3 protein-coding genes are annotated in these 2,325 nt (G+C 64.4%); 1 reads left to right on the top strand and 2 read right to left on the bottom strand.

The window, feature by feature from the left end; translation table 11 throughout:
- Nucleotides 1-713: 713 nt before the first annotated feature.
- Both DTQ71_RS23045 and DTQ71_RS23040 read right to left on the bottom strand, forming a co-directional pair.
- A complete protein-coding gene (locus DTQ71_RS23045) occupies nucleotides 714-1,064 on the bottom strand; it encodes a hypothetical protein (RefSeq protein ID WP_109566623.1) in 351 nt (116 codons plus the stop codon).
- A 48-nt stretch (nucleotides 1,065-1,112) separates the two neighbouring features.
- Nucleotides 1,113-2,027 (bottom strand): SH3 domain-containing protein, encoded by a 915-nt coding sequence (locus DTQ71_RS23040; protein WP_109566622.1) that lies wholly within the window; start codon nucleotides 2,025-2,027, stop codon nucleotides 1,113-1,115.
- 73 nt (nucleotides 2,028-2,100) lie between these two features.
- Between DTQ71_RS23040 and DTQ71_RS23925 the strand changes: the two genes are divergently transcribed.
- On the top strand, nucleotides 2,101-2,325 hold a 225-nt coding region (locus DTQ71_RS23925; protein ID WP_211317185.1), incomplete at its 3' end, for a hypothetical protein.

The following is a 2,325-nucleotide window of genomic DNA, read 5'->3' as shown; positions in this document are numbered from 1 at the left end:
TCCTGTAGGTTGGGAGTGTGGGTCTGCTCATGCATCCCAGCTACCACTCTGGAGTCACGAGATGAATCCCTCACGGGATTCGTGCAACAGAGCCGGTCTTTCAGCTGATCTACTCGGCCAAGGCGATGATGCGCCTCTTGAGTGTTGGATCCGAGTTCCTTCACTCGAACGCCACTGGCTTCGAAGTGTTTAGCCGACGGCTCCGCAAAGTCGTCTATTTTCAATGTCTTGCAGGCTATTCGCCAAATCAGCGCAGTCATGAGGTCCGGAGAATATCGCCCCTGAGAGACCGCATCCGGTTCTCTTGATGCCGGGGCCAGTCCTCAGCCCCACCCGCATAACCCTCGAAAACAAAGGAAAAACCCGGCCGCAGCCGGATCGGGAGAACGCTTTCGCGGGGTCAAGTGGCGGAGAGGAAGAGATACGCAAAAACTCCGCTGAGTGGGCAGGGTCAAATCTCGACCACCTGCCACGTTTCTCCGAGAATAGCCCCGACAACCCAAAGCGGAGAGGCAGGGCGATGGGGTTCCGGCGGGGACGCCGGTCGCATGGCAGTCCTTGTAGACAAAGGCAAAGGTACTTGGGGCCATGTGCAAACTCCACCTGACAGGCCTTGGCCTCGCGGGCGGTCCAGATCTTGGACGCGCCATTTAACTGTTCGCCGTTGCAGGCCGGCGGCGGGCTTCACGAGGGCAGTTTGCGGCCCCCCAAAATCATAGGAAGCCTTCGCTGCCCATGAACATCGTGTCGGGGTTGCTGCCGTCGTTGGAAACGAGGCAGCGCCACGGCGCGCCGTTCGCGCCGACGCGCATGTAAACGGCGCTGGCCGCCTCGGAGAACTCCGAGCCGACGACGCGGACGCCGCCCGTGGTTTGGGAGGCGAGCAGGTTGCGGCATGCCGCCGTGGCCGCATCGCTGGCGCCGAAGCTGCCCTCGATGAAAGGCGGACTGCCGGGGGCGACGGGCATCTGGCTGGTCACCGGGGCGCTCTCCGTGGTCTCAATGCAGGCGGTCAGGGCGGCGAGCGCCCCTAAGCCGACGAGATGCTTGATCGAGTTGTTCATGCTGTCCCTCTTCTTTCTTCTGTTGAACGGGTTGGGTCGCCCGGGATCTTAGTTGATCCCAAAGATCACGTTGAAAGACTGCCGGCCGTTCGCGGTGTTGTGGACCTCAACGATATGGTCGCCGCTCTGCCAGAGTTGGCCGCGGTATTCCCGGTCAGAGCTCATCTCGTCGAGCAACACCGATCCGTCCGGGTTGTAGATGACGTAGGTCATGCCCGGCCCGTTGGCTGCGAGCCGGAAATAGAGAAACTGGCCATTTCGAGCGCCCAGCACGTAGCGGTGGGACACCTGCGGATCGAGGCTGTCGGTGAATTCGGTGCCGGTGGAGCCGCGGGGGAAGCGGACCTGCTGGACCGTGTGGTTGGCCGCATTGTCCTGGCCGACCGGGGTGGCACGTGGCGCGCGGACCGGCCCGCTCGCCTCGCTCAGAAACTCCGAGGCGGCCCAGCCGGACGCGTCCCCGTCGGAGATGTGGCACCAGTCCCGGCCCTCGGTCTGACGGCAGCCGAGGTTCTCGACCACCGTGCCGGCGGGCAACTTGCCGACGATTGCCGCCGAGGTGGAAGGCGCCGAGCGCACGTTGAGACGGCTCGCGCCACTGACCTGGAAGTGATCCGGCCCGTCTGCGCCGGCGGTGGTGTCTGGCTGGTCGCTGCCTTGCGACAGGATGGTGCAGTAGCCGCCCGCGCTGCCCGGCGGGTTGAACCCGACCAGCAGGCCGCTGCCGTCCTGGTCGGTGCTGATCGGGAAGGTAATGCCGCCGGCGGTCGCCTCGAAATACTGCTGGTTGTACATCCGGACGCTGGCGGGGGAGCCGTTGACACGCACGTTGCCGGCCGGATCCCAGGTCACGGTGATCCCGGTCGGGCATTGGGCCGTGAAGGGCGGGATCTCGGCATGCGCCGCCGTAGCGAGGGCCGCCGCTGCGAGGGCGAGGGGCGGAATCAGGGCAGGTCTGGTCATCGGTGGAAAGGTCCTCTTCTGCGTAGATCTCTGTGTCAGCCTAGCCGCCGAAGACGACGGCGTCCGGGATTTCGTGGCGTTCGTCGTCGAGCATGATCCGGGTCAGATCGCCGTCCCGCGTGGCGGCGTTCTCGAAGCCGCCCCCGGCCTCGGTTGTGTCGGAACTCACGAATGCGCCGTCACTGAAGAAGAGCACGCGCGGAACAACGAGCAGACCACCACGGTTTTCGAGGGGCTCCTGTTTCGCATCGTGCTGCCGCGCTCCGTTCCGACGAGGATTCTGATTGCCAAGGACTAC

Origin of the sequence: Jannaschia seohaensis (assembly GCF_900116765.1) — a bacterium.
GTDB lineage: Bacteria > Pseudomonadota > Alphaproteobacteria > Rhodobacterales > Rhodobacteraceae > Jannaschia > Jannaschia seohaensis.
The sequence above is the reverse complement of the archived record's forward strand: the minus strand, read 5'-3'. Positions and strand labels throughout refer to the sequence as shown.